We start from the raw sequence: 25,672 nt of genomic DNA on the forward strand, positions 1-25,672 counted from the left end.
CAGCATAATGAGAGGATATTAGTCCTCTAGGTCACCACAAAAGCGGTAGCCTTCGCCATGAATCGTAGCTATGATTTCAGGAGTACCTGATACTGACTCAAAATGCTTACGGATACGACGGATGGTCACATCAACAGTGCGATCATGAGGCTTAAGTTCACGACCGGTCATTTTCTTCAATAGATCAGCACGAGTTTGAATTTTACCTGGGTTCTCACAGAAGTGTAGAAGTGCACGGAATTCTGAACGTGGTAACTTGTAGCCTTCGCCATCAGGATTAACCAAAGAGCGGCTGTTGATATCTAAAATCCAACCATTGAATTCGTACTTCTCAACACTACGCTTTTCTTCTTGCGTGGTATTGGCATTCATTGATCGGCTTAAAAGGTTACGAGCACGAATGGTTAATTCTCGTGGGTTAAATGGCTTCGTGATGTAGTCATCCGCGCCAATTTCTAGACCAAGAATTTTATCGACTTCGTTGTCACGACCAGTCAGAAACATTAGCGCAACATTCGCTTGTTCACGAAGTTCGCGAGCTAACAGAAGGCCATTTTTACCTGGTAAGTTGATGTCCATAATTACCAAGTTTATTGAGTTATCAGACAGTGCGTGGTGCATTTCTTCACCGTTACTGGCTTCAAAAACAGCGTATCCCTCTGCTTCAAAAATACTCTTAAGAGTGTTACGAGTTACTTGCTCATCTTCAACGATAAGGATCTGCGGGGTTTGCATTGGCGGTACCTAAACTTGTGAAAAAATTGTGCTAATAGAATTAATTCTAGGCAAAAAACGTAACATACAGGTAATCTGTTGTTAAATCATAAACCAAAGTTTTGAAAAATACACTCACTTCAGTCGCCCGCCATCCATAGATATCTTTAGCATCGAGGTCTCCGTGCCCTCTACTGTTCTATTAGTTTCTGACGCGGATTCTATAATGTTAACAGCATGCTAACAATGACTGAATGTTAATTCCAATCACTTTGTTGATTTACATCAATAGTTCTAATGTAACAAATATTAATAGCCTTGCGCAGTTGTAAACTTACGGAATATTTCCCCAATACGAGAGACGGGCTTTGAACATCACTCGATTTGGATATTTTGTGTGAACAATAAGCACGTCAAGTCTTAACCTGCTTTTGTGATAAGGTGGAACCCGCTTGATAGATTCTTGTCAAAAAATGAGAATTGCGTAAAAAATCAACGTTTACAGATGTGAAATACGTACTATGATAAAATCCATTAGTATAAAAATCGAGTATTTTGCTGACATTTAGGTAGTAAATGTTGCTTATTCTATGCAAGTGTTGCTTTGCATCGTGTTTAGATTATTTGAGCAAAGTGTTATGCATTGTGGGAGTGAATTCCGTTCTTAGCTTTAACAAACCTCATCCACAATCGCTTGAATTCAAAATAATTAACAATAATCCAAGGAAGAATGATGATAGATATAACGCCAGATATTTGTGACAAATATGAGTCACAAGTGACTTTACTAAACTTACCTCTACAAACGTTTGGTCTCAAAAGCGCATTTTGGGGAGAAATTGTTACTGTACGTTGTTATCACGACAACTCGAAAGTTCGTGATGTTTTGAGTCAAAATGGCAAAGGCAAAGTATTGGTTGTTGATGGTAATGGTTCTTGCCATAAGGCGTTGCTAGGTGATCAGCTAGCGATTATGGCCATAGAAAATGAGTGGGAAGGAATCATTGTGTATGGCGCGGTGCGTGATGTGGGTATGCTTTCGCAAATGGACCTTGGGATTAAAGCTCTAGGTGCTTGCCCTATTAAGACTGAGAAAAAAGGAGCAGGTGAAGTAAATGTAACCCTGACTATTCTCAAACAGATGATTCAACCTGGTGATTACATTTATGCCGATTGGAATGGTGTTTTAACATCAACTCAAGCTTTGGATTGGAACTAAAAACGGAATCCGAGCCCAAACTCAACACCCTGTTGCCACTCTTGATAATCGAGAGTGGCGTGCAAGTCGATATTTTCAGAGAGCTGCAGTCGGCTGGAAAGTTCAGCAGAGACTGCATCAGCTCGTTTATCATTTTCTGGTGTACTATTTGCTGAACGCAAGGTGCTTTTTAACGATAGCTTCGGGGTTAATTGATAACGAATGCCACTTAGAAAGCCACCACTTTCACTGTTCCCGGAATTATTGATCCTTGCTCCAACATACACATCCAAATCTTCAAATATGCTGTAAGAATAGCCACTATCAATTGTCCAGCTGTCAAAGCTTTGGCTATCATTTTCACTTAAAACAAATAGTCGATGTGGCGACTTAACTTGCTCTGAAGGCAGTAACGGCAAGATGTTCGCCATACTAGGTAAAGAGATAAAAAAAGACAAAGCAAGTGTGATCGTCAACTTCATTCATCTCTCCTTATGTTTATTATTTTTGGGTACTGCATCCACTGCACTGACCATAATTAAAGCACAAAATATCATCAATGACAGGTAGAGTTATATAGCATTTAGTTATTTGCTTATTAGATATGCTATCGAATTGGTTATGTAATAAGTTTCATTGCCGGGGTTTGGTTTTTGACTCACTACGCTGTGGCGTTAGTTAAAAAATAACAGATTTTAATTGACTAATGATCGCTAAATAAGGTAAACGTAGAGGCAAGCAAATACACGAGTATAGAAAGTTTTCCTATGTTACAGCACAGCCTAGTAGTAATGACCACCACCATTATTATTACCGACATTACACATGTTGGGGCGGGCTGCTAAGCGAAAAATTTTTTCAAAAAAGGCCTGTATCCCACCAGATACAGGCCTTTTTTTATACCAATTTAGAATGTTTTGGAGGAAGGGATGCGAGTATTAAAGTTTGGAGGTTCATCGTTAGCTGATGCTGATCGTTTTTTAAGGGCAGCAGATATCATTGCTAACAATGCGCAACAAGAAGAAGTTGCCGTAGTTTTGTCTGCACCAGGCAAAACCACCAATAAATTGGTAGCGGTTATTGAGAGTGCTTTACGTAATGGTGAGGCTGAACTGCAAATTGCAGAGCTTGAATCATCATTTCAAGCGTTATTTTCAGCCATTAAAGCACAAGTTCCCACTGTCGATGGCAGCGCATTTGATAACCAAGTAAAAACATCACTCTCTCAATTGCGCCAGTTTGTGCATGGGATGAGTTTGTTGGGTATGTGCCCCGATAATGTTAATGCTCGTATTATCAGTAAAGGTGAGCGAATCTCCATCCAACTGATGAAGGCTGTACTTGAAGCGAAAGGGCAACCGGCATCGCTAATTGATCCTGTTGAGTATCTTTTTGCTCAAGGTGATCACCTTGAGGCGATGGTTGATGTTGAAATTTCTACGCAAAACTTTAAACAGAAACCTCTACCACATGATCACGTTAATATCATGCCTGGTTTTACCGCTGGTAATGAAAAAGGTGAATTGGTCTGTTTAGGTCGTAATGGTTCTGACTACTCAGCGGCAGTGCTGGCTGCTTGTTTACGCGCCGACTGCTGCGAGATTTGGACTGATGTGGATGGGGTGTATAACTGTGATCCGCGCCTAGTTGATGATGCTCGTTTACTCAAGTCGTTGAGCTACCAAGAAGCGATGGAGCTTTCTTACTTTGGTGCTTCCGTGTTGCATCCAAAAACCATTGCCCCTATTGCGCAATTCCATATCCCTTGTCTGATCAAAAACAGTTTCAATCCGCAAGGTGCTGGCACACTAATTGGCCAAGATACAGGCGAAGATAAGCTGGCGATAAAAGGTATTACCACACTCAATAACTTGACGATGGTTAACGTTTCAGGCCCAGGTATGAAAGGCATGGTCGGTATGGCTAGCCGAGTCTTTGGTGCTATGTCTGCTGCCGGTGTTTCGATTGTTTTGATCACTCAGTCTTCTTCAGAGTACAGCATTAGCTTCTGTATTGAGGCGCAAGACAAAGCACTTGCGCAAAAAGCGTTGTCAGAAGCTTTTGAGCTTGAGCTAAAAGATGGCTTACTGGAGCCTGTAGAGTTCATGAATGATGTGGCGATTGTAACGCTAGTGGGCGACGGAATGCGCACTTCTCGTGGTGTTGCTTCGCAGTTCTTTGCTTCGTTAGCCGAAGTTCACGTTAATATCGTGGCGATTGCTCAGGGCTCTTCTGAACGAGCCATTTCTGCTGTAATCCCTGAAGACAAAATTGCCGAAGCGATTAAAGCGTGCCATGAAAATCTCTTCAATTCTAAGCATTTCTTGGATGTGTTCGTGGTGGGTGTTGGTGGTGTTGGTGGTGAACTTGTCGACCAGATCAACCGCCAGCAAGCAACGTTGGCCGAAAAAGGCATCATTATCCGTGTGTGCGGCCTTGCTAATAGTAAAGGTTTGTTACTTGATAGTGATGGTCTTCCCCTTGAGCATTGGCGAGACAGAATGTCTGCGGCGAGTGAAGAGTTTAGTCTTGCGAGGTTAATTTCTCTTGTGCAGCGCAACCATATTATTAATCCTGTGCTTGTCGATTGTACTTCTAGCGAAGTCATCGCTAATCAATATGCTGAATTTTTAGCGGCGGGTTTCCACGTCGTTACTCCGAATAAGAAAGCGAACACAGCGAGCATGGCTTATTACCATCAGTTGCGAGAGGTGGCCCGTAGCTCTCGTCGTAAATTGATGTATGAAACAACAGTTGGCGCAGGTTTACCCGTAATTGAAAACCTACAAAATCTAATTGCTGCAGGTGATGAGCTTGAAAAATTCAACGGTATTCTTTCTGGGTCGCTTTCTTTCATTTTTGGTAAGCTAGATGAAGGAATGACACTAAGCCAAGCCACTACACTGGCTAAAGATAAAGGGTTTACAGAGCCAGATCCTCGTGATGATTTGTCGGGTATGGATGTTGCGCGCAAACTGTTGATTCTCGCTCGTGAAGCGGGAATGCCTTTAGAGTTAGATGACGTACAAGTTGATCTTGCTCTACCACCTGGCTTTGATATTTCAGGAAGTGTTGAAGAGTTCATGGCTCGTTTACCCCAAGCTGATGCGTATTTCCAAGATTTATCTTCGAAAGCGGCCGAAGAAGGTAAGGTTCTACGTTATCTAGGTGAAATCGCGGATGGGAAGTGTAAAGTACGTATTGCCGCCGTGGATGAAAATGACCCTATGTTCAAAGTCAAAGATGGTGAAAATGCTCTTGCCTTCTTCAGTCGTTATTATCAACCAATTCCACTCGTTCTGCGTGGCTATGGTGCGGGTACTGAAGTGACAGCAGCAGGCGTCTTTTCAGATGTGATGCGTACACTGGGTTGGAAATTAGGAGTTTAGTCAATGAGTTCAAGTGATATGGGAGTGGTGGTTTACGCTCCGGCTTCTATCGGTAATGTCAGTGTAGGCTTTGATGTGTTAGGTGCTGCTGTGTCACCGATTGATGGAAGCTTGCTTGGTGACCGCGTTCAGATCAAAGCGGGAAGCGAACCTTTTGTATTGAAAACTGCGGGTAGCTTCGTCGCCAAATTGCCAGAAAACCCAAAAGAAAATATTGTGTACGATTGTTGGGTCGTGTTTGCTCGAGAGCTTGAAAAGAAAGGTATTGCACTTAAGCCACTCGAAATGACGCTAGAAAAAAACATGCCGATTGGTTCAGGGCTAGGATCGAGCGCATGTTCAATTGTGGCTGCGCTCGATGCACTCAATCGTTTTCATGATTTACCTTTGAATGAAACTGAGCTTCTCGCGTTGATGGGGGAGATGGAAGGTCAAATTTCCGGTGGTGTGCATTATGATAATGTTGCGCCGTGTTATCTTGGTGGTGTGCAATTAATGCTCGAAGAACTTGGTATTATCAGCCAAGAAGTGCCTTGTTTTGATGATTGGTATTGGGTCATGGCTTACCCGGGTATTAAAGTATCTACTGCCGAAGCTCGCGCTATTTTACCTTCTCAATATCGTCGACAAGACATTATTGCTCATGGTCGTCATTTGGCTGGGTTTATCCATGCTTGCCATTCTGGACAGCCAGAACTTGCAGCGAAAATGATCAAAGACGTGATCGCCGAACCATATCGTGAGAAACTGCTTCCCGGTTTTGCTGATGCTCGCAAATATGCGATATCGGCAGGCGCATTGGCTACGGGTATCTCTGGTAGTGGCCCAACACTATTTAGTATTTGCAAAGAAAAAGATGTCGCGCAGCGTGTCGCTCGCTGGCTGGAACAAAATTACGTACAAAATGAAGAAGGATTCGTCCATATTTGTCGTTTAGACAAAAATGGTTCGACCGTTACAGGAAGTTCTCTATGAAGCTCTACAACATAAAAGAAAATGATGAAAAAGTCTCTTTTGGCCAAGCTGTGCGCCAAGGTTTAGGTCGTAATCAGGGACTGTTTTTTCCATCGGAATTACCAAAGTTTGATGATATTGATGCGCTTTTAGCGGAAGATTTTGTTTCTCGTAGCACTAAAATTTTATCTGCAATGATTGGTGATGAGTTACCAGCAGAGCAAGTAAATGCAATGGTTGATGCTGCTTTCCAATTTCCAGCGCCAATCAAATCAGTGAAAGATGGTATTTATGCGTTAGAGCTTTTCCATGGCCCAACACTGGCATTTAAAGATTTTGGTGGCCGTTTTATGGCGCAATCTTTAGCAGCAGTATCTAACGGCGGAAAAATTACGATTTTAACTGCTACATCTGGCGATACAGGTGCGGCTGTGGCACATGCATTCTATGGCATGGAAGATATTAATGTGGTTATTCTTTATCCGAAAGGGAAGATCAGCCCGCTGCAAGAAAAATTGTTTTGTACACTTGGTAACAATATCCACACTGTTGCCATTAACGGTGACTTTGATGCCTGTCAGGCACTAGTGAAGCAAGCATTTGATGATGCGAAGCTGCGCCAAGAGATAGGCCTTAATTCCGCTAATTCAATTAATATCAGTCGCTTAATGGCACAGATTTGTTACTACTTTGAAGCGGCAGCGCAGATGAGTAAGTCAGAGCGTGAAAACTTGGTTATTTCAGTACCAAGTGGCAACTTTGGTAACTTAACGGCTGGCTTATTAGCTAAGGCATTAGGCTTGCCAATTAAACGCTTTATCGCTGCAACCAATGCTAATGATACTGTCCCTCGCTACCTAGAAACAGGCGAGTGGGATCCGAAACCAACAGTGGCAACGACTTCAAATGCGATGGATGTTAGCCAACCAAACAACTGGCCGCGTATTGAGGAGCTATGTCGACTCAAAGGCTGGGGGTTAGATACTCTTGGAAAAGGTGCGGTATCTGATGAGCAAAGTGCAGAGTCAGTGCGCGAACTTTATGCGTTGAATTACCTTTGTGAACCACATGGTGCAATTGCTTATCGACTATTAGATCAACAGTTGCAAGAAGGTGAAACTGGTCTGTTCTTGTGTACTGCGCATCCAGCCAAGTTCAAAGAAGTCGTTGATGAAGTATTAGCAACAGATATTGAACTACCAGCGCCATTAGCTAAACATGCTGTAATGGAGTTGTTATCGGAAGAACTAGATAACGACTTTGATGCATTGAAAGCGGTACTACGAAAAGTCCAGCCTTAAGGCAATACTTGATTTTCTGATGTAAAAATCAGGAAATCAGGTTCCATTCATTAGCTGTATTTTTTCTCTGATGTAAGTAATAAAAATGGCGCTCTATGAGCGCCATTTTTGCATCTAACGAATCAATTTTTTATTGATTATAGAGTCTCAGTAAACGTACGAGCAATCACATCACGTTGCTGTTCAGTCGTTAATGAGTTGAAACGTACCGCGTAACCCGATACACGGATAGTTAGCTGTGGGTACTTTTCTGGGTGTGCAACAGCATCTTCTAGCGTTTCACGCTTAAGAACGTTCACGTTCAGGTGCTGGCCACCTTCGATGCGAGGTGCAGTTTCGATAGCCACTTCACGGCTTTCGTATTCACCAAGATCGCTTGCCGCGATAATTTGATTTGCTTCGTAGCCTGCGTTTGCTGCAACACAACGAGCTTCGTTCTTTTCGTTATCAAGCAACCAGATAGAATTAAGTAGGTTGTCGTTTGCTGCTTTTGTAATTTGAATGCCTTGGATCATTACTATCTCCTAGTCCACCTTAGTGGTGTTATTGGTGTTAACTTTCGAATTTTGTTGAGCTCAGTATTATATAGCTAATATCCATGATATTAATATTGATTTAGGTCAAAAAACAACTAAAAACATTAAATTTATGGTGGTTAATTTTTTGATTTGAATCAATAAATCTTTTAAAAACAATGATTTTAATTTTATTTTAAACCATAAAAAATATTTTAATGGTAATTTTGTTGTAATTTTACTACATAAGTAGGGTGGGTTTGACCTGCTCAATGTAAAATCAGACAATTAGAAACTAATGTTGAAAGTATAAAGTGATTTAATGACAAACAGAAAACAAGGTATCGGAAATAAGTTTATTGGGGCTCATGTATCTGCCGCAGGTGGTGTCGATCAAGCCCCACTAAGAGCAAGAGAAATTGGGGCTAATGCATTTGCCTTGTTTACTAAAAATCAGCGGCAATGGGTGGCCAAGCCTATAGAGGAGGCAACCATTCGTGCCTTTAAGGCCAATTGTTTGATGCTAGGGTTTAATTCAGAGCACATTCTGCCGCATGACTCCTATCTGATTAACTTGGGTGCTCCAGAAGCGGATAAGCTCGAAAAATCACGGCAAGCTTTTATCGATGAAATGGAGCGTTGCCAACAACTTGGACTGACGCTACTTAATTTTCACCCTGGCAGCCATCTAAAAAAAGTGTCGGAAAGCGAGTGTCTTGCCACTATTGCCGAGTCGATCAATTTGGCACATCAAGCTGTACCCGATGTGATTGCTGTTATTGAAAATACAGCTGGGCAAGGTACCAATTTAGGGTGGCGTTTTGAGCATTTGGCGCAAATCATTAAACAAGTGAACGACAAATCACGAGTTGGAGTGTGTTTGGATACTTGTCACACCTTTACTGCTGGTTATGACCTACGCACGATGGAAGCTTGTGAGGCGACGTTTGCTGAGTTTGATCGCGTCGTCGGTATGCACTATTTGCGGGCAATGCATATTAATGATTCAAAAGCAGAATTTGCTAGTCGAGTCGATCGCCATCATTCATTGGGCAAAGGGGAAATCGGTTGGGCCTGTTTTGAATATATTGCTAAAGACTCACGATTTGATGGTATCCCTTTGATTTTAGAAACGATTGATCCTGATATTTGGTCACAAGAAATTCAGACACTAAGGCAATTTCATGTTGAATCGCTCTCTATAATTGAATCGTAACTAAAGTTGGCATCTTTCTTTCATAGTGGCTTATGCATAGCTAAGTCTGTAATGAAGGAGGATGCCACTATGTTTCATTCAATGCCACGTACTGTAAATACTCACAGACCTGTTCGACTACCAATACCTAACCGCCATGTTACGGGGCAAGGACATGCTCGAACGCCGCAACAAAAGTCTCATTAATCAGCTAAAGCTCTGTGAAGTTGACTCATGCAGTAATGAGTATTTGTGGGTACAATGTTAGCCATACTTACTTCACAGGGCTCTTTTATGACTCAATCACTGACTTGGCATGATGTTATCGGCCACGAAAAGCAACAAGACTATTTTCAGCAAACAATGGCGTTTGTAGAAAAAGAAAGGTCGTCAGGGAAAGTCATTTATCCTCCAGCTAATGATGTGTTCAACGCATTTCGTTTTACTGAATTTGATGAAGTCAAAGTGGTTATCCTAGGGCAGGATCCTTACCATGGACCAAAGCAAGCGCATGGGTTGTGCTTTTCTGTATTACCAGGGGTGAAAACGCCACCTTCTTTAGTCAATATGTATAAAGAACTGGCGCAGGATATTCCGGGTTTTCAAATTCCCTCGCATGGATATTTGAAAAGTTGGGCGCAACAAGGGGTGTTGTTACTCAATACGGTCTTGACCGTTGAGCAAGGTCAAGCTCACTCGCATGCCAATACGGGGTGGGAAACGTTCACAGATAGAGTCATAGATGCTGTTAATCAGCAGTGTGATGGAGTGGTGTTTTTATTGTGGGGAGCTCATGCCCAGAAAAAGGGCCGTATGATCGATCGCAGCAGACATCATGTATTAATGGCTCCTCATCCTTCTCCTCTATCGGCCCATCGAGGCTTCTTTGGTTGTAAACATTTCTCTCAAACGAATCAATTGCTTATCCAGCAAGGTAAAGAGCCTATTAATTGGCAACCTCTGCTCGATGAATGATAATTTGATGTTTTTTCGAGCAGTGTCAAAGCGTGGAGTGCAATCCTTTTATACACTTAGCTAAAGTTATGTGTAATGGAGAAGCACAATGATGATTGAAAGGATCCGAAGAGAGCATGGCTACATGGCGCGCTTGCTTGCAATTTTGCGTAGTAAATTGCACCAACTCAAGAATGAGCAAAGTGTTAACTATGCGTTGCTCAGAGAAATTGTAGATTATCTGGGGAGCCACTCCGAAACAGTGCACCACCCGAAAGAAGACATCATTTATCGCTACTATATTGAACACTATGGTCAACAAAATGAGATCGAAAATTTAGAGAAAGAACACTCGGAACTATCGGGTATAACCCATGATTTCCTAGATATTGTCGATATGATTTTGCAAGATGCAGTGGTTCCACAGCATGTATTCATTGAGCAGTTAGAAGCGTTCATCTCTTCCCAGAAGCGGCATTTAGAACTTGAAGAGCAGTCAATACTTCCATTGATTAGTCAAACCTTTACCATTGCGGATTGGCAAGCGGTAGAGGTTCAATGGAGTCAATCAGAGGATGACCCGGTATTTGGTGAAACGATTGCAGAACAGTATCAGCAACTGGCTCAGCGAGTGAGACAAACCGCTTCTGAATGCCAATAACGAGCAGTGAAAAAAGAGGCATCTACTCAAGATGCCTCTTTTTACGGTTAAATTTTGCTAAGTTCTGCTTCGAAGCAGACATCCATCTCCATCAATTCTCTTTGCAATCGTTTTTGATCTTGAATTAATTCTATTTCTCGCCACATTCGCTTTACTGGTTTAGCGCGGCTGGAGCGTATTTTCGTGATTTCCATTTCCAACATTTCGTCAAATTGCAAGCCTTCCATAAGCAACCTCTTGTTGTTGTGATTACGCCATGTCGTGCATTCTAGATAGCACATTTTCACTTAGCCTAACTATGATTTGTTTCTCATTTGTTTCCTTTTTATGAAGCTTTTATTGGATTTTGACCAGAATTTCACATTTTCAGTTGAGATGTTTGGTATGAAAAGCGAGCAATTAACCAAAGCAAACGATTTTATTCATATTTGAGAATGTTAACTAATTGTTGTTTTGAGTGTTTTGATGTGGGAGGGTGGTTTTTTTTTGAGCGCTTAACGAAAAATAATTATCTAATTATGCAAAATTCTTTAATCAATCGAATGAACCCTTGATTCTCAATGGCTGAGATTAAGTTGATGCAACTGAGTTTCTATGGTTGTTTTTTATTCTGCAATGTTGGTTTTTTGATTGTTATTTGTTTTGCTGTTGTTGGTGTTTTGATTGACTTAATGTTAATTGAAGGTGATTTTATGGTGAAAAATAACATTTTAACTAAACTTGATGCATATTGATTTTTCACCTTTCAGGTTGCATTATCCGTTCGTCAAAAAATACGCGGCCTCTGCAAAATGTGAGATCTCTCGCGTTTTGGATGAATAGAACACATCTAATAATATCGATAAAAGCATGCTCGAAAGGATGTTTAACGAGACATGTGTGTTCTTTCATTAACTTTTCTGCGGCCAGCGCTATCACTCTATGAGAGGTTCTTGTGACAGACTTAATCAATTTAATGAATGATCTACTTTGGGGATCAATTCTTGTTTATCTTTTAGTCGGTGTTGGGGTTTACTTCACCGTTCGCTTAGGGTTTATCCAGTTTCGCCACTTTGGCCACATGTTCAGTGTGCTAAAAAATAGCCGTAAAGCAGACAAAGCGGGTATCTCCTCTTTTCAAGCATTATGTACTAGCCTTGCTGCTCGTGTCGGTACCGGAAATATGGCGGGGGTTGCTGTTGCTCTAACCGCTGGTGGGCCTGGTGCTATTTTCTGGATGTGGTTAATCGCCATGTTAGGTATGGCTACTTCTTTTGCAGAAAGTACGCTTGCTCAGTTGTACAAAACTCGTGACAAAGACGGTAACTATCGTGGTGGGCCTGCCTACTACATGGAAAAAGGTCTTGGCATGCGTTGGATGGGGGTCTTGTTCTCTATCTTCCTTATTATCGCTTTCGGTTTGGTGTTCAATGCCGTTCAAGCAAACTCCATTGCTGGAGCAATGAATAACGCATTTGGCTTTGAACCGTTTCATGTGGGTATTTTCATTGTTGCGATTTCAGCCTTTGTTATTTTTGGTGGTATTCGTAAAATTGCACGCACCGCTGAATTGATTGTGCCTTTCATGGCATTAGCCTATCTAGCGATAGCAATGTTTGTGATGGTAACCAATATTGAAAAATTGCCAGCCGTGCTCACGTTGATTTTCAAGAGCGCATTTGGCTTGCAAGAAGCCGCTGCGGGTGGTTTGGGTTACGCAATTGCACAAGCGATGATCAACGGTATCAAGCGTGGTTTGTTCTCAAATGAAGCGGGTATGGGTTCTGCACCAAATGCTGCAGCATCTGCAACTCCTTATCCGCCGCATCCTGCTTCACAAGGTTATGTGCAAATGTTGGGTGTGTTTATCGATACTATCGTGATCTGTTCAGCGACGGTTGCCATTATCCTAATGTCTGGTGAATATGTACCACATGGTGAAATTACGGGTATTGAATTAACTCAGCGCGCGTTAAGTTCTCAAGTTGGTAGTTGGGGGGGTATTTTTGTTGCACTTGCGATTTTCTTCTTCGCCTTTACTTCCATTATTGCTAACTACTCCTATGCTGAAACCAACCTCATCTTTTTAGAGCATAACAATAAGAAAGGGTTAACAGTTTTCCGAATTGTATTCCTTGCTATGGTGATGTTTGGTTCTTTGGCTACGTTGCCAACCGTATGGGCAATGGCGGATGTTTCGATGGGCTTGATGGCGATTGTTAACTTAGTGGCGATTCTGCTGCTGTCTGGCATCGTAATTAAACTGGCGAAAGACTATAACCGCCAGTTAAAGGCAGGCAAGGTTCCAACCTTTGATGCCAATGAATATCCAGAGCTAAAATCCCAGTTAGAAGATGGTATTTGGGATAACAACAATAAATAACCATTGTTACGAACAATTGAATAGATTGGCAAAGCCATGCAGACACTGCATGGCTTTTTTTGTACTCTGTTATCCATAAGATGAATTGAAGCCGTTGACCGCTTTGATTTAATAACCTCAACTCAGGTTAAATAATAAATATAGAGGAAAGAAAGGTATGCTCATTGTTGTATCTCCAGCTAAAACGTTAGATTACGAATCTCCGCTAGTCACCAATAAATTCACTCAGCCTGAACTCGTCGATCATTCCGCGGAGCTCATTGAAGTATGTCGTCGTCTAACCCCTAGCGACATTTCTCAATTAATGAAGGTCAGTGATAAAATTGCTGGCTTGAATGTGGCACGTTTTGCTCAATGGAGTAAAACCTTCACTACAGATAATGCAAGGCCTGCTATTTTGGCTTTCAAAGGCGATGTTTATACTGGTTTTGAGGCTGAAACGTTATCAGATGCTGACTTTGATTATGCTCAACTGCATCTAAGAATGTTGTCTGGTTTGTACGGCCTGTTGAAGCCGCTTGATTTAATGCAGCCCTATCGTTTGGAAATGGGAACGAAATTGAGCAATGCGAGAGGAGCTAATTTGTATCAGTTTTGGGGAGATATCATTACTGATAAGTTGAACCAAGCTCTGCAAGAGCAAGGGGATAATGTATTGATTAATTTAGCCTCTAATGAATACTTTAAAGCCGTCAATCATAAAAAGTTAGATGGTCAGATCATTACTCCCGTTTTTAAGGATTGTAAAAAAGGACAATATAAGGTCATCAGCTTTTATGCGAAAAAAGCGCGCGGTATGATGGCGCGTTATATCATCGATAATCAAGTGTCCTCACTTGAGCAATTGACTCAGTTTGATCGTGCAGGCTACTACTTTGTTGAACAAGAATCTTCAGCGACTGAGCTCGTTTTCAAGCGTGAAGAGCAGTAGTGATATAGTTAGGTGGTAATATGTGGCAGTGGTTGAAAAGGCAAATCTCACGTTATGATCGTTGGTGCGAAAGTATGGGGCTGACACCTGATAAAAAGCGCAGCTGTGTCCCTTATCGACAAGACCCGGCTACGGATAAAGAGACTAAACGTGAGCATCAGTAAGCTACGTCTGTTTGATACTCATTGCCATCTTGATTTTTCTGTTTTTTCTGAAAATGTTGACCTACACATTAAACTTGCTCAGAAATCTGGAGTTGAGAAATTACTGGTTCCAGCGATTGGTCCAAGCAATTGGCAGCGAGTTGCTCAGTTGGCGGAAAGTTATCCTGCTCTCTATTTTTCTTTAGGTTTTCATCCTTATTTTTTATCTCAATCATCACATTCTTATATAGATCAGTTTGAACAAGCATTAGATAACAGACACGACAAGTGCCTGGCTTTAGGGGAATGTGGTCTTGATTTCGCTATAGACGTTGACTCTAAATTGCAAGAATCGATGTTTGAAGTTCAAATTGAGTTGGCGAAAAAGACGGCTTTACCTCTTATTATACATAGCCGTAAAGCTCACAATCGTGTTCTCCAGCTTTTGAAAAAACACCACTTTAACCAAGGTGGAATATTACACGCCTTTTCCGGAAGTGAGCAGCAAGCGAGGCAGTTTATTGATCTTGGCTTTAAAATTGGAGTAGGGGGAATCATCACCTATCCAAGGGCCAATAAAACTCGTTTGGCTATTTGCGCTTTGCCTCTCGAAAGTTTAGTGCTCGAAACGGATGCACCAGACATGCCATTAAATGGCTTGCAAGGTAAAGTGAATCACCCTAAATATTTGCCAATTATTGTGCAAACGCTTGCTTTGCTAAGGGGGCAGTCAGAGCAATCGATTGCTGAGGCCTTATGGGAAAATAGTCACTCGCTGCTATTTTCTTTGTGAATGAATTCGAAATGAAATGTATGGCTAGTGATTTTTGTATCAGTAAATGGTGAGTTGGCTCACATAAGTGAGTGAATGCGAGCTGAATCTTATAAGAAAGTGTGAGGCTGGCATTACTTTATCTAAGGAGGGATGAGTATAATCACCTCGCTTTATAGCTCCATTTTGTAACACGCCAATAAATAACTTATAAGGAAGTCATAAACTATGAGCCTGTTTATGAGCCTAGTCGGTATGGTAGTGCTTCTTGCTATTGCATTTGCATTCTCATCTAACCGTAAAGCTATCAATATCAGAACTGTGGGCGGCGCTTTTGCCATCCAATTTGCATTAGGTGCATTTGTTCTTTACGTACCTTGGGGCCGTGATCTTTTAAACGGTTTCTCAACTGGTGTATCTAACGTTATCAACTACGGTAACGATGGTTCATCATTCTTGTTCGGTGGTCTTGTTTCTAACAAGATGTTCGAAGTGTTCGGTGGTGGTGGTTTCATCTTCGCTTTCCGTGTTCTTCCTACACTGATCTTCTTCTCTGCACTTATTTCTGTACTTTACTACATCGGTGTTATGCAGTGGGTTATCAAGATTCTTGGTGGCGCGCTTCAAAAAGCTCTGGGTACTTCTCGTGCGGAATCAATGTCAGCTGCGGCAAACATTTTCGTAGGTCAAACTGAAGCACCACTTGTTGTTCGTCCGTTTGTACCTAAGATGACACAATCTGAACTATTCGCAGTAATGTGTGGTGGTCTTGCTTCTGTTGCTGGTGGTGTATTGGCTGGTTATGCTTCAATGGGTGTTCCTCTAGAGTACCTTGTTGCAGCATCATTTATGGCAGCACCTGGTGGTCTTCTATTTGCTAAGATTCTTCACCCAGAGACTGATAAGCCTCATGAAGATTTCGATGAAGCATTAGACGGCGGCGACGATAAGCCAGCTAACGTTATCGACGCAGCAGCGGGCGGTGCGGCATCTGGTCTACAGCTAGCGCTAAACGTTGGTGCAATGTTGATTGCCTTCGTTGGTTTGATTGCTCTTGTTAACGGCATGTTGGGTGGTATCGGTGGTTGGTTCGGTATGCCTGAGCTAACTCTAGAGCTGATTCTAGGTTATGCGTTCTCTCCACTAGCATTCCTTATCGGTGTGCCATGGGCTGAAGCGGTAACCGCTGGTTCATTCATCGGTCAGAAATTAGTGGTTAACGAATTCGTTGCTTACCTAAACTTCACACCTTACTTAGGTGAGAACGCGCAAGTTATTGCTGCAACTGGTCAAGTGATGTCTGAGAAGACGACTGCAATTATTTCATTCGCTCTATGTGGTTTTGCGAACCTTTCTTCTATCGCAATCCTACTTGGTGGTCTTGGTAGCCTTGCTCCAAACCGTCGTAGCGATATTGCTCGTATGGGTATTAAAGCTGTACTTGCTGGTACGTTGTCTAACCTTATGGCAGCGACAATTGCAGGCTTCTGCTTAAGCCTAGCTGCGCTATAATTTAGTTAAAAAGTAATTAATTTATAGACGCCATTTAATATCGCCCCGTAGCAAGAAATTGCTGCGGGGCTTTTTTGTTTCTGGGTTTAATTTCATTATTGAGCCATGCAAAAAAAGAGAGATAGTCTAAGGTTATTTAGACTCTTTTTGAGATACAAACCGTTTGCTCTATGAATGGCGCTACAGTTTTGTAGCGAAAATCTATACTGTATCGGTGAGATTAATTTTCAATGGAATATTGAAAGTTTTTAGCTAGCACTAATCAATACATGGAGTATGATCTGGAGCTAGGGCAACGGTGTTGCCTTGATATACGTTAGACACAGCAATAAAAGCTCAATATTGGAGCAACATTGTTTGTGCCATAGGCCAAATTGGTACTGTGCGGTGACAGGGATAGCAATTGGAATGTTCAACATTCCGAGTCTTCAGGGAACCAAGTCCGTTCATTTGTGGCTACTGGGAAAAAGCGCACCAACAACTCGCGTGCCAGTAGTGAACTATTTGAATATATTGATCGGAGATAGAAATGAGCGATTTAAAAGCAGCAGCACTTCGTGCACTAAAATTGATGGATTTGACTACGCTAAACGATGATGACACAGACGCGAAAGTGATCGCCCTTTGTCATGATGCTAAAACAGCAGTAGGCAATACAGCTGCAATTTGTATTTACCCTCGCTTTATTCCTATTGCTAAGAAGACACTTCGTGAGCAAGGCACACCAGAGATTCGTATTGCGACAGTAACGAACTTCCCTCATGGTAATGATGATATTGAAATCGCAGTGGCTGAAACAAAAGCAGCTGTTGCGTATGGTGCTGATGAAGTCGATGTTGTTTTCCCTTACCGTGCATTAATCGCAGGTAACGAACAAGTCGGTTTTGAGCTTGTTAAGCAATGTAAAGAAGCATGTGGCGATATCCTTTTGAAAGTGATTATCGAAACGGGTGAATTGAAAGAAGAAGCATTGATCAAAAAAGCGTCGCAAATTTGTATTGAAGCTGGTGCTGACTTTATCAAAACTTCAACCGGTAAAGTGCCAGTGAATGCTACGCCAGAATACGCACGTATGATGTTAGAAGTAATTCGTGATATGGGCGTTGCTAAAACCGTTGGTTTTAAACCAGCTGGTGGTGTGCGTACAGCAGAAGATGCGGCATTGTACCTCGCTATGGCTGATGAGCTATTAGGTGCCGAATGGGCCGATAACATGCATTACCGTTTTGGTGCATCAAGTCTACTGACTAACCTTTTAAATACATTAGAAGTAACAGACCAAACAGCAGATCCTGCCGCGTACTAATCGTAGGTTACATCTGAACTGATAACAATAAGTCTGATTTGTGGGGCTGTTTTTATGGCTCCGCATTACCTCTTTACCCTACTGACCAAAGCGTATTGCTTGGGAGGATCTAATGTATTTACCACAAGAAATCATTCGTAAAAAACGTGACGGCGAAATACTTACCGCTGACGAAATTAACTTCTTTATTCAAGGCGTAGCAAAAAATACGGTATCTGAAGGTCAGATAGCTGCTTTTGCTATGACTATTTTCTTTAATGAAATGACCATGCCAGAGCGCATTGCATTGACTTGTGCGATGCGCGATTCAGGCATGGTGATCGATTGGGACTACATGAACTTTGATGGCCCTATAGTCGATAAGCATTCAACTGGTGGTGTGGGTGATGTAACCTCACTAATGCTTGGCCCAATGGTAGCTGCTTGTGGCGGTTTTGTGCCGATGATTTCAGGCCGAGGGCTTGGCCACACCGGTGGAACACTGGATAAATTGGAATCTATTCCTGGCTATAACATCACACCAACTAACGATGTTTTTGGTCAAGTGACGAAAGAGGCAGGGGTGGCGATCATTGGTCAAACGGGTGATCTTGCTCCTGCGGATAAACGTGTGTATGCCACGCGTGATATTACGGCAACGGTGGACAATATTTCACTGATCACAGCCTCTATTCTCTCGAAAAAACTGGCAGCAGGTTTAGATTCTCTAGTGATGGATGTCAAAGTGGGTTCGGGCGCTTTCATGCCAACCTACGAAGCTTCTGAAGAGTTAGCGAAATCGATCGTTGCGGTAGCAAATGGTGCTGGCACCAAAACAACGGCTATTTTAACGGACATGAACCAAGTGTTAGCCTCTTCTGCGGGGAATGCAGTTGAAGTGCGCGAAGCAGTTCGTTTCTTAACTGGAGAGTACCGTAACCCTCGCTTACTTGAAATTACCTTGGCTTCTTGTGCTGAAATGCTGGTACTCGGTCACTTAGCGAAAGATAGCGATGAAGCACGCACTAAACTGATGGCGGTGCTCGATAACGGTAAAGCTGCGCAGTGCTTTGGCAAAATGGTCAAAGGTTTAGGCGGTCCTGCTGATTTCGTCGAAAATTATGATCATTACCTTGATAAAGCCGAGATCATTAAACCCGTTTACGCACTAGAAAGTGGTGTGGTATCGGCAATGGATACTCGTGCAATTGGTATGGCTGTTGTGGGCATGGGTGGCGGACGCCGCGTTGCAACAGACAGCATTGATTACGCGGTGGGTTTTGACCAATTTATCCGTTTAGGCGAAGTCGCTGATAGCAACAAACCACTGGCTATGATTCATGCGCGTAACGAAGAGCAGTGGCAAGAAGCGGCAAAAGCCTTACAAAACGCCATTAAAGTGGGCGGAGAATATACACCAACACCAGATGTTTACCGTCAAATTCGTGCAGAAGACGTGTAACACGCTGGTTGGAGAGAGCAATGAAAAGAGCATTTATTTTAGTATTAGATTCATTTGGTATTGGCGAAGCGGCAGACGCAGAAAAGTTCGGTGATGTCGGTTCAGATACGCTTGGTCACATTGCAGAGCAATGTGTAAAAGGCGATGCAGATAATGCAGACCGTAAAGGGGCGTTAACCTTACCAAACTTATCCAAATTAGGTTTGGCGATGGCTCACAAAGAGTCAACTGGGCGTTTTGCTCCAGGGTTGGATGCCAACGCTGAGATTATTGGTGCCTATGGTCATGCGGCAGAGTTGTCATCAGGTAAAGATACGCCATCAGGCCACTGGGAAATTGCCGGCGTGCCTGTGCTGTTTGAATGGGGCTACTTTAGCGATAAGCAAAACAGCTTCCCCAAAGAGCTTACCGACCGAATTCTAAAGCGTGCTAACCTTCCTGGCTTTTTGGGTAACTGCCATGCTTCTGGTACGCAAGTATTAGATGATTTAGGCGAAGAACACATGAAGACGGGCATGCCGATTTTCTATACGTCTGCTGATTCAGTATTCCAAATTGCTTGTCATGAAGAAACGTTTGGTCTTGATCGTTTACTTGAACTTTGCCAAATCGCTCGTGAAGAATTGGAAGATTACAACATTGGTCGCGTTATCGCTCGTCCATTCATTGGCCCTAAAGCGGGAGAGTTTGCGCGTACCGGCAACCGTCGTGATCTTTCTTTAGAGCCACCTGCGGCTACTGTGTTGCAAAAATTGGTTGATGAGAAACAAGGCAACGTCGTTTCTATTGGTAAAATTGCCGATATCTATGCCAACTGCGGTATTACGAAAAAAGTAAAAGCAACAGGTATTCCTGCGTTGTTTGATGCAACTTTAGAGCAAATTAAAGTTGCGAAAGATAACACCATTGTCTTTACTAACTTTGTTGATTTCGACTCAGCTTATGGCCACCGTCGCGATGTGGCAGGTTATGCGGCTGCACTTGAATATTTTGATAATCGTCTGCCAGAAGTATTGGCGCTTATGGAAGAAGACGACATCCTCATCCTAACGGCGGATCACGGTTGTGACCCAACTTGGCCGGGTACGGATCATACTCGTGAGCACATTCCTGTATTAGTGTATGGCCAAAAAGTGGCTGCAGGATCGTTGGGCTGTCGTGATACCTTCGCAGACATCGGTCAATCTATCGCGCAGTACTTTGGTACTTCGGCAATGGATTATGGTAAGAACTTTCTTTAAGTGCTCATTGCATTTTTGAATATGAATAGAGAGGGTACTCTCTATTCTTTCGTCAATTTTAGATAAAGGATATTTTCAATGGCAACTCCACATATTAACGCGGAAATGGGTGCATTCGCTGACGTCGTTTTAATGCCTGGTGACCCACTTCGTGCAAAATACATTGCAGAAACTTTCCTCGATGATGTCGTTCAAGTGTGCGATGTTCGTAACATGTTTGGTTACACTGGCACTTATAAAGGCCGTAAAATTTCAGTAATGGGACATGGTATGGGTATTCCATCATGTTCTATCTATGTGACCGAGCTGATTAAAGACTTTGGTGTGAAAAAGGTTATCCGTGTTGGTAGCTGTGGCGCAGTAAGTGAAGACATCAAAGTACGTGATGTCGTGATCGGCATGGGCGCATGTACGGATTCAAAAGTGAACCGTATTCGCTTCAAAGATCACGATTTCGCTGCAATAGCCGATTACAAAATGGTAAAGGCGGCTGAAGAAGCAGCAACGGCTCGTGGCATTGATGTCAAAGTAGGCAACCTATTTTCAGCTGAGCTTTTCTACACACCTGATCCAGAAATGTTTGATGTGATGGATAAGTACGGCATTGTTGGTGTGGAAATGGAAGCGGCAGGTATTTATGGTGTTGCTGCTGAATACGGCGCAAAAGCATTGACGATTTGTACCGTATCTGATCATATCAAAACAGGTGAACAAACGACTTCAGAGGAGCGTCAAAACACCTTTAATGAGATGATTGAAATAGCCTTAGATTCAGTATTAATTGGTGATGCACAGTAATTAATGTGCTCTGATTAAGATCTTTAATCATTAGCTCAAATAAAAAACCTCAGCGTTAACACTGAGGTTTTTTTATCGCTACATATTGATGGTTAAGAGAGGTCATCAACATTTTGTAGTAACAGGTTTTCGCCTTTATTTTTCGGTTTACGGCGTAGTACTAACGTAAGTAACACTCCGCTGACAAAACTGGTTAGCAGCATCAGATACATATAGCGATCGCTTTTTCTGTAGTGGTGGTCCGAAATAGCAGTAACCTTGCCAGTTTCAAAGGTTATACGGACAAAACCAATAATGCTACCGTCGTGGTAAACGGGCTCTACAAGTTGCTGACGGCCGATGCGAGCGGTTTCCAGCGGTGTATCTAACCCTAACACTTCCCTAACGCTTAGCGCACTTTCGCTGGCAGCGAGCTTGATACCTTCTGCATCATAAATGGTGGCATCAAACACTAAGCTGTCTTGCGCCAACTGGTTGGTTAATGCAAGTAAGCGCTCTTGGTCTTGTTCGGCAATCATGTTACCTGCTGATAGCGAGGCTTGTGAAATGAGCACATTAGTGAGCGTCTCTAGCTGGTTGGCTTGAATTCGTTCATTTCCTTTGCTGATCACGACACTATTTTGTACGGTAAAGAAAAACATCCCGGCTAAGAAAACAACCGTAATCACACGGATTGCGACACGAAATGAAAATAATGAGCCATCCATAATCAACCTAACGGAATTAATTGAAACTTTGCCCATATTGATACTTGCGTTTTTAAATTGCAATAGGGTAACGTCTTGCTAATAGAGCCTGATGAGAGATACTCGAAATAAAGTGGCGATCAATTTTTTTGATGACACCTTGTTCATTGAGGCTGAAAGCATTAACTAAGGAATGATAAACATGGATGCGCTAAAAACCTTGCCAATTAAAAGGCATACCACACTACTTAACCGTTTACCTGAGACTCGTTTCTCTTCTCAATTAGATAAATCTAAAGCGAGCTGGATTATTTTCGCACCGTATTTATCGACCCAATGTTTTGATGATATTGACTTCTTTACCGGATATTACAATCCGGTGCTTGATATGTGGAAGGTCGGTCACTACGAAGTCGCGTTAATGGCGGGGAAGTTCACTAATGAACATGAAAAGGTTTTACAAGGTCTTGAAATCGACTATGCGCGCTTAAGTGAAGTGCCTGACTTATCGAAACCGGGTCTTATTGTGATGGATATGGATTCAACGGCTATTCAAATTGAATGTATTGATGAGATTGCTAAATTAGCCGGGGTGGGAGATGAGGTTGCTGAAGTGACAGAGCGAGCGATGCAGGGGGAGTTAGATTTTGAGCAAAGCCTGCGCCAGCGGGTAGCTAAGCTCGCCGGAGCGGATGAATCGATTCTTGAAAGTGTACGCTCCACATTGCCTTACATGCCAGATCTCAAAGAATTTGTTGCCACTTTAAATGCATTGGGCTGGAAAACGGCGATAGCATCGGGCGGCTTTACCTATTTCTCGGACTATTTAAAAGAGTTTTTACAGCTCGATCATGCTCAATCAAATACGCTTGAAATTATAGACGGCAAGCTAACGGGCAAGGTGTTAGGCGATGTTGTCTCTGCTCAAACCAAGGCTGATATATTGCATGAACTCGCCGAAAAATATGATATTGAAGTGCACAATACAGTGGCAGTCGGTGATGGTGCCAATGACTTAGTAATGATGTCAGCCGCTGGGTTGGGGGTGGCTTATCATGCAAAACCGAAAGTAGAAGCACAAGCGCAAAGCGCAGTGCGTTATGCTGGTTTAGGGGGCGTGTTGTGTATTCTTTCTGCTGAACTGGTCAAAAAACAAAAAATCAGTTGGCAAGCGAAGCCTTAGTCTGTTGCCGTCACTAATGATGAAAAGAGCGCAGAAAACAGCGCTCTTTTTAAAGCGTTAGTTCTAAACGAATTAATATTTCATCGGTAATATCAACAAGTTCCCCATATCCGACAATGGCAGTGATCTCTTTTTCTAAAGCTCGGGCGTGGTGAATGCTGATTTGTGCAAGCTCATTAAGATCACTGCGCAGTAGTGTTGTTATGGGGTCAAATACTGGTGCACTGCAAATACGCAACACGTAGATTTCCCCCATCAGCTGCGCTTTTTGAATGAAGGCAATGCGTTCTTTGGTACTTTCAAAATCACTCAACAGCTTAGATTGGATTGATTGAATACGCCCGCCAAATTTGATCGCCGCAATATACACTTCATTATATTGAGGTGTTGCCCCCTCAATACGCTTCATAGGTTTGGCTAGCAATGTATTGGTGTGGTTTTTAAAAATCGGTTCCAATGAGATTCGATGCTCTTGTCCAAGTTTAGCAAGCAATACCAAATGCGGGGGAAGCGGGTAGTTAACACCGATTACTTTCGGTCTGAGGTTCACCCCATGTTTATCAATAAATATCGGGGTGCTGATCATCTTATCCAATAAAATATTGTGTAGCCCTTCCAAAAGCTGGTGGCTTGGCAAAACTTCTTCTTTGGCTGGTAGTTTGTCTTGATTATTTTCAATAAGACTATTGAAAAAAGCGATCGTTTTGGTTGTTTGAGTATTGTCTTCGATCATCAATTGCAAACGACGGCCTTCAGGACCAATGCGCACTACGCTGTAAGGAACACGATTGAGTGGTAATTTTTTATCATAGAGTTGCAGCTCGCGGAAATTGACGCTGACTGTATCTCCAGCCTTCACTGTTAGCGGCGTATCTACAATTAAGCTTAGCCCTCGCTTTGATAAGTCGACAGTATAACCTTCAGCAGTAGCATCCCCTTTGCTTGATATGGTTAGAGGTGATTTGAGACTATAGCGGGGTTCTTTTCTACGCGAGCGAGCATCGAAATAAATACCGGTTGGCTCACCAATGATTTTTCTTGAGTGTCTGAACGCATTGAGTTCGCTATTTGCTAACTTAGGCTTGTCGATCAGTAGATAATCTTTGGCGGACTGTTCATCACCAATTTCTTGCAATATCCCGCAGTGGGTCAGTTCACTGGAGCGATCAGAGAGTTCACTGGCATGATTAGCGAGTTCTTTGCGTTCTTCATCTGAAAGCTCAAAGACGAATAAACGGAATGCTTTCCAGCTGTCGCGACGAGCTCCGACATGCCAGAACATTTTACGTTGTTCACGACTTGCTTCTGGCATCATCATTGAGAAGAACAGTGTCTTACCTTGATGCTCATGCTTAAATGAATACATCACGTTATTACTACCGCGAATTCCCGGTTTGGTCAGTTGCTGCATGCGCTCTTTTTTAAATAAAGAACCGAGAGCCTGCTGATTGCGCTCATCATGCCAATATTGCCAGATTGGTTGATTATTCTCTGTCAGCAATACGAGTTTTAGCTCATCACCGCTAAAAAAGACGGGTAAGTTACAGGTATGTTTAAGGTAAGTATGTTCGTAACCACGGGTGCGAGCTCTAATTAACTTGTCTTGGTTATCATGACGCGCTTTTTGCGAATTATTTTGAAGTGCTTCGTTGATAACCTTTTCGATGACATTGGTGTCAGAAAGCTTCAAGGTTCGTAAAAACTTAACCGCATCGTTATCGTAGGACTCTTCAATCCCAAGGATGCGATATTCAATGGTATTGTGCAGGCCAACCACTTCAGACGATTTATTAAGCTCTGAAAAATGAACCTTAATAACTTCGCCCAATTTGTAGTCGAATGCAGCCGGAACTTTGAATTTTGCTCCTGACGCTGACAGGTCTACACTCAGACCATTAACTTGCTGATTATTTTGCAAATGGATTTCGACTTGAGATGTCACCCTTAAGCGATTTTCTTGACGTTTAAGGTCATAACCAAGTTTGACGGGTTCTGCTTCAAAGAGGGTATTCACATTGGCCGATTTTTGCGGATTGTTGGTGCCGCGCTGCTGCATGACTCGGAAGTTATTACGAGTATTATTTAACGCTTCCCATACACCATCGGTATAAGAACCAAATTTTTTTATGCTCTTATGGTAGGCATTGAACGCAACATCATCTAACCAATGCTTACGACCATCTAATAAGTATTCTCGGCACTCGCCCTGCACTCGCCCTCGTAAGTCGATACTTCTAATACAAGGAGCCATAAGGCGGTTGAGTTCCATCTTTACCAATAATTTGACCGACGGCGGCTCATCTTCTGTCATTTGTAACAAAAGGTATTCAAAATCGGTGGATCCATAAGCCGGAATCAAACGCTCGGCGATTGATAGAATTTCAGATTGCTGCATACTTTTCTGCTAAAGTGTTGC

General features: G+C 42.5%; 24 protein-coding genes and 1 other annotated feature. Of the genes, 18 read left to right on the top strand and 6 right to left on the bottom strand.

Translation table 11 applies throughout. From position 1 onward, the window contains the following. Positions 1-18: 18 nt before the first annotated feature. Positions 19-735, bottom strand: a complete 717-nt coding sequence (gene arcA / locus MCT08_RS04255; RefSeq protein ID WP_274677936.1) for a two-component system response regulator ArcA — start codon at positions 733-735, stop codon at positions 19-21. Positions 736-1,447: 712 nt separating this feature from the next. On the opposite strand from arcA, the gene MCT08_RS04260 reads away from it, so the two are divergent. Beyond that, positions 1,448-1,933 (top strand): putative 4-hydroxy-4-methyl-2-oxoglutarate aldolase, encoded by a 486-nt coding sequence (locus MCT08_RS04260; protein WP_053310807.1) that lies wholly within the window; start codon positions 1,448-1,450, stop codon positions 1,931-1,933. Here the strand turns inward: MCT08_RS04260 and MCT08_RS04265 are convergent. Further along, positions 1,930-2,394: a hypothetical protein gene (locus MCT08_RS04265; RefSeq protein WP_425609322.1), complete on the bottom strand. Its 465-nt coding sequence runs from the start codon at positions 2,392-2,394 to the stop codon at positions 1,930-1,932. The genes MCT08_RS04260 and MCT08_RS04265 overlap by 4 nt on opposite strands. A 285-nt stretch (positions 2,395-2,679) precedes the next feature. Between MCT08_RS04265 and thrL the strand changes: the two genes are divergently transcribed. The 4 genes from thrL (at position 2,680) to thrC (ending at position 7,556) form a co-directional block, all read left to right on the top strand. Beyond that, positions 2,680-2,757, top strand: coding sequence for a thr operon leader peptide (gene thrL, locus MCT08_RS04270; protein ID WP_080996368.1), 78 nt, complete (start codon positions 2,680-2,682; stop codon positions 2,755-2,757). Continuing rightward, positions 2,695-2,812 (top strand) — a sequence feature (Thr leader region). Its footprint overlaps the gene before it by 63 nt. 29 nt (positions 2,813-2,841) lie before the next feature. Beyond that, positions 2,842-5,301, top strand: a complete 2,460-nt coding sequence (gene thrA, locus MCT08_RS04275; RefSeq protein ID WP_261915157.1) for a bifunctional aspartate kinase/homoserine dehydrogenase I — start codon at positions 2,842-2,844, stop codon at positions 5,299-5,301. Between the two features lie 18 nt (positions 5,302-5,319). Continuing rightward, positions 5,320-6,276: a homoserine kinase gene (thrB, locus tag MCT08_RS04280; protein WP_053310996.1), complete on the top strand. Its 957-nt coding sequence runs from the start codon at positions 5,320-5,322 to the stop codon at positions 6,274-6,276. Beyond that, positions 6,273-7,556 (top strand): threonine synthase, encoded by a 1,284-nt coding sequence (gene thrC / locus MCT08_RS04285; protein ID WP_053310810.1) that lies wholly within the window; start codon positions 6,273-6,275, stop codon positions 7,554-7,556. The genes thrB and thrC overlap by 4 nt, the downstream gene beginning before the upstream one ends. A 137-nt stretch (positions 7,557-7,693) precedes the next feature. Here thrC and grcA read toward each other — a convergent pair whose 3' ends face one another. Then, on the bottom strand, positions 7,694-8,071 hold the full coding sequence (gene grcA / locus MCT08_RS04290; protein WP_053310811.1) for an autonomous glycyl radical cofactor GrcA: 378 nt from the start codon (positions 8,069-8,071) through the stop codon (positions 7,694-7,696). Between the two features lie 322 nt (positions 8,072-8,393). Between grcA and nfo the strand changes: the two genes are divergently transcribed. The 3 genes from nfo to MCT08_RS04305 all read left to right on the top strand — a co-directional run bounded on the left by nfo (position 8,394) and on the right by MCT08_RS04305 (position 10,881). Further along, complete coding sequence (nfo, locus tag MCT08_RS04295) at positions 8,394-9,287, top strand: deoxyribonuclease IV (RefSeq protein WP_274677937.1); 894 nt, start codon at positions 8,394-8,396, stop codon at positions 9,285-9,287. A 273-nt stretch (positions 9,288-9,560) separates the two neighbouring features. Further along, positions 9,561-10,241, top strand: coding sequence for a uracil-DNA glycosylase (gene ung / locus MCT08_RS04300; protein ID WP_053310997.1), 681 nt, complete (start codon positions 9,561-9,563; stop codon positions 10,239-10,241). Between the two features lie 88 nt (positions 10,242-10,329). Further along, positions 10,330-10,881 carry a hemerythrin domain-containing protein gene (locus tag MCT08_RS04305; RefSeq protein ID WP_053310813.1) on the top strand — a complete coding sequence of 184 codons (552 nt, stop codon included), beginning with the start codon at positions 10,330-10,332 and terminating at the stop codon, positions 10,879-10,881. A gap of 47 nt (positions 10,882-10,928) precedes the next feature. On the opposite strand, the gene MCT08_RS04310 is transcribed toward MCT08_RS04305, so the two are convergent. Then, complete coding sequence (locus MCT08_RS04310; protein WP_053310814.1) at positions 10,929-11,108, bottom strand: DUF3545 family protein; 180 nt, start codon at positions 11,106-11,108, stop codon at positions 10,929-10,931. 707 nt (positions 11,109-11,815) lie between these two features. Here MCT08_RS04310 and MCT08_RS04315 point away from each other — a divergent pair. The 9 genes from MCT08_RS04315 (at position 11,816) to deoD (ending at position 21,387) form a co-directional block, all read left to right on the top strand. Next, positions 11,816-13,243, top strand: a complete 1,428-nt coding sequence (locus MCT08_RS04315) for an alanine/glycine:cation symporter family protein (protein WP_274677938.1) — start codon at positions 11,816-11,818, stop codon at positions 13,241-13,243. Between the two features lie 157 nt (positions 13,244-13,400). Continuing rightward, complete coding sequence (yaaA, locus tag MCT08_RS04320) at positions 13,401-14,174, top strand: peroxide stress protein YaaA (RefSeq protein ID WP_171979508.1); 774 nt, start codon at positions 13,401-13,403, stop codon at positions 14,172-14,174. Positions 14,175-14,194: 20 nt separating this feature from the next. Then, on the top strand, positions 14,195-14,338 hold the full coding sequence (locus MCT08_RS04325) for a DUF5363 family protein (RefSeq protein ID WP_168521133.1): 144 nt from the start codon (positions 14,195-14,197) through the stop codon (positions 14,336-14,338). Continuing rightward, positions 14,325-15,110, top strand: coding sequence for a TatD family hydrolase (locus tag MCT08_RS04330; RefSeq protein ID WP_274677939.1), 786 nt, complete (start codon positions 14,325-14,327; stop codon positions 15,108-15,110). Before MCT08_RS04325 ends, MCT08_RS04330 begins: the two co-directional genes overlap by 14 nt. Positions 15,111-15,317: 207 nt before the next feature. Further along, positions 15,318-16,601, top strand: a complete 1,284-nt coding sequence (locus tag MCT08_RS04335; RefSeq protein WP_053310818.1) for a NupC/NupG family nucleoside CNT transporter — start codon at positions 15,318-15,320, stop codon at positions 16,599-16,601. Positions 16,602-17,130: 529 nt separating this feature from the next. Next, positions 17,131-17,907 (top strand): deoxyribose-phosphate aldolase, encoded by a 777-nt coding sequence (gene deoC, locus MCT08_RS04340; protein WP_053310819.1) that lies wholly within the window; start codon positions 17,131-17,133, stop codon positions 17,905-17,907. Positions 17,908-18,019: 112 nt separating this feature from the next. After that, a complete protein-coding gene (gene deoA / locus MCT08_RS04345) occupies positions 18,020-19,348 on the top strand; it encodes a thymidine phosphorylase (protein ID WP_261917396.1) in 1,329 nt (442 codons plus the stop codon). Positions 19,349-19,368: 20 nt separating this feature from the next. Continuing rightward, positions 19,369-20,589: a phosphopentomutase gene (gene deoB, locus MCT08_RS04350; protein ID WP_274677940.1), complete on the top strand. Its 1,221-nt coding sequence runs from the start codon at positions 19,369-19,371 to the stop codon at positions 20,587-20,589. Positions 20,590-20,667: 78 nt separating this feature from the next. Beyond that, positions 20,668-21,387, top strand: coding sequence for a purine-nucleoside phosphorylase (deoD, locus tag MCT08_RS04355; protein ID WP_053310822.1), 720 nt, complete (start codon positions 20,668-20,670; stop codon positions 21,385-21,387). 92 nt (positions 21,388-21,479) lie between these two features. On the opposite strand, the gene MCT08_RS04360 is transcribed toward deoD, so the two are convergent. Then, on the bottom strand, positions 21,480-22,094 hold the full coding sequence (locus MCT08_RS04360; RefSeq protein ID WP_071233057.1) for a YtjB family periplasmic protein: 615 nt from the start codon (positions 22,092-22,094) through the stop codon (positions 21,480-21,482). A gap of 181 nt (positions 22,095-22,275) precedes the next feature. Here MCT08_RS04360 and serB point away from each other — a divergent pair, with 181 nt between their 5' ends. Further along, complete coding sequence (gene serB, locus MCT08_RS04365; RefSeq protein ID WP_274677941.1) at positions 22,276-23,256, top strand: phosphoserine phosphatase; 981 nt, start codon at positions 22,276-22,278, stop codon at positions 23,254-23,256. Positions 23,257-23,305: 49 nt separating this feature from the next. On the opposite strand, the gene MCT08_RS04370 is transcribed toward serB, so the two are convergent. Further along, on the bottom strand, positions 23,306-25,651 hold the full coding sequence (locus tag MCT08_RS04370) for a PilZ domain-containing protein (protein WP_274677942.1): 2,346 nt from the start codon (positions 25,649-25,651) through the stop codon (positions 23,306-23,308). Positions 25,652-25,672: the final 21 nt, after the last annotated feature.

This window comes from Vibrio aestuarianus, assembly GCF_028858425.1.
Taxonomy (GTDB): domain Bacteria; phylum Pseudomonadota; class Gammaproteobacteria; order Enterobacterales; family Vibrionaceae; genus Vibrio; species Vibrio aestuarianus.

Coding starts and splice junctions, on each gene's coding strand:
- arcA (WP_274677936.1), bottom strand. CDS start 735: ATGCAAACCCCGCAGATCCTTATCGTTGAAGATGAGCAAGTAACTCGT.
- MCT08_RS04260 (WP_053310807.1), top strand. CDS start 1,448: ATGATAGATATAACGCCAGATATTTGTGACAAATATGAGTCACAAGTG.
- MCT08_RS04265 (WP_425609322.1), bottom strand. CDS start 2,394: ATGAAGTTGACGATCACACTTGCTTTGTCTTTTTTTATCTCTTTACCT.
- thrL (WP_080996368.1), top strand. CDS start 2,680: ATGTTACAGCACAGCCTAGTAGTAATGACCACCACCATTATTATTACC.
- thrA (WP_261915157.1), top strand. CDS start 2,842: ATGCGAGTATTAAAGTTTGGAGGTTCATCGTTAGCTGATGCTGATCGT.
- thrB (WP_053310996.1), top strand. CDS start 5,320: ATGGGAGTGGTGGTTTACGCTCCGGCTTCTATCGGTAATGTCAGTGTA.
- thrC (WP_053310810.1), top strand. CDS start 6,273: ATGAAGCTCTACAACATAAAAGAAAATGATGAAAAAGTCTCTTTTGGC.
- grcA (WP_053310811.1), bottom strand. CDS start 8,071: ATGATCCAAGGCATTCAAATTACAAAAGCAGCAAACGACAACCTACTT.
- nfo (WP_274677937.1), top strand. CDS start 8,394: ATGACAAACAGAAAACAAGGTATCGGAAATAAGTTTATTGGGGCTCAT.
- ung (WP_053310997.1), top strand. CDS start 9,561: ATGACTCAATCACTGACTTGGCATGATGTTATCGGCCACGAAAAGCAA.
- MCT08_RS04305 (WP_053310813.1), top strand. CDS start 10,330: ATGATGATTGAAAGGATCCGAAGAGAGCATGGCTACATGGCGCGCTTG.
- MCT08_RS04310 (WP_053310814.1), bottom strand. CDS start 11,108: ATGGAAGGCTTGCAATTTGACGAAATGTTGGAAATGGAAATCACGAAA.
- yaaA (WP_171979508.1), top strand. CDS start 13,401: ATGCTCATTGTTGTATCTCCAGCTAAAACGTTAGATTACGAATCTCCG.
- MCT08_RS04325 (WP_168521133.1), top strand. CDS start 14,195: ATGTGGCAGTGGTTGAAAAGGCAAATCTCACGTTATGATCGTTGGTGC.
- MCT08_RS04335 (WP_053310818.1), top strand. CDS start 15,318: ATGAGCCTGTTTATGAGCCTAGTCGGTATGGTAGTGCTTCTTGCTATT.
- deoC (WP_053310819.1), top strand. CDS start 17,131: ATGAGCGATTTAAAAGCAGCAGCACTTCGTGCACTAAAATTGATGGAT.
- deoA (WP_261917396.1), top strand. CDS start 18,020: ATGTATTTACCACAAGAAATCATTCGTAAAAAACGTGACGGCGAAATA.
- deoB (WP_274677940.1), top strand. CDS start 19,369: ATGAAAAGAGCATTTATTTTAGTATTAGATTCATTTGGTATTGGCGAA.
- deoD (WP_053310822.1), top strand. CDS start 20,668: ATGGCAACTCCACATATTAACGCGGAAATGGGTGCATTCGCTGACGTC.
- MCT08_RS04360 (WP_071233057.1), bottom strand. CDS start 22,094: ATGGATGGCTCATTATTTTCATTTCGTGTCGCAATCCGTGTGATTACG.
- serB (WP_274677941.1), top strand. CDS start 22,276: ATGGATGCGCTAAAAACCTTGCCAATTAAAAGGCATACCACACTACTT.
- MCT08_RS04370 (WP_274677942.1), bottom strand. CDS start 25,651: ATGCAGCAATCTGAAATTCTATCAATCGCCGAGCGTTTGATTCCGGCT.